This is a genomic window from Pedobacter sp. 10L46_2, from assembly GCF_056395165.1.
This window is the reverse complement of the sequence record NZ_JBFTIZ010000017.1, coordinates 41,962-42,686: the sequence shown is the minus strand read 5'-3', so window position 1 is coordinate 42,686 and position 725 is coordinate 41,962. Positions and strand designations below refer to the sequence as shown.

Annotated in this window: 1 protein-coding gene; it reads left to right on the top strand. The window is 35.2% G+C overall.

Annotated elements, in window-relative coordinates; genetic code table 11:
* Window positions 1–99 precede the first annotated feature (99 nt).
* A complete protein-coding gene (locus AC1DDX_RS03705; protein ID WP_172663851.1) occupies window positions 100–657 on the top strand; it encodes an acyl-CoA thioesterase in 558 nt (185 codons plus the stop codon).
* The last annotated feature ends 68 nt before the right edge of the window (window positions 658–725 follow it).

Here is a 725-nt window from a genome sequence, read left to right as displayed (position 1 = left end):
GTGTAAAGGATAGGGTGAGGGGTTGTAATTAAGTTTATAACCCCTTTTTTGATGCTATTTTGTGATAAAAAACTAAATTGCGTGTCAAAAGACCCATTTATGTTAGATTTTAAACCAGTAGAATACTCTCAAACCACTCTTACTGAACTTATGATTCCTTCTTACTCTAATTTTGGAGGAAAAATACATGGAGGTATTATTTTAAGCTTAATGGATAAAGTTGCTTACGTATGTGCGGCAAAACATTCTGATGGCTACTGTATCACAGCATCAATTGATGTGGTTGATTTTTTGGCGCCAGTTGAAGTTGGAGAATTGGTTTCTTTGATGGCATCAGTAAACTACGTTGGTAACACCTCCATGATAATAGGAATAAGAGTTGTTTCAGAAAATTTGAGAACGCATGTAATTAAGCATACCAATACCAGCTACTTTACTATGGTAGCAATAGGAGATGACAATAAACCTAAGCAGGTACCGGGATTGATCTTGAAAAGTGAAGATGATGTTAGGCGATTTGCACAGGGGTTAAATAGAAAGAATCTTAAAACTGAATATAAAAAGAATGAAGCCAGTTTAAGAGAAAGCTACAATAATGAGAGTTGTTTGGTTACACTTAAGAATGAAAGGTGTAAAGTGGCTTTAACATCTGGTTAAAGCCACTTGATCTTTATACTACGGAACGCAATAGGTGAACCTTCATTCTGCAAAAGAATATGTCCCTT

Excerpts from the sequence above, each read along its gene's own strand:
- AC1DDX_RS03705 (WP_172663851.1), top strand. The coding sequence starts at position 100 with ATGTTAGATTTTAAACCAGTAGAATACTCTCAAACCACTCTTACTGAA.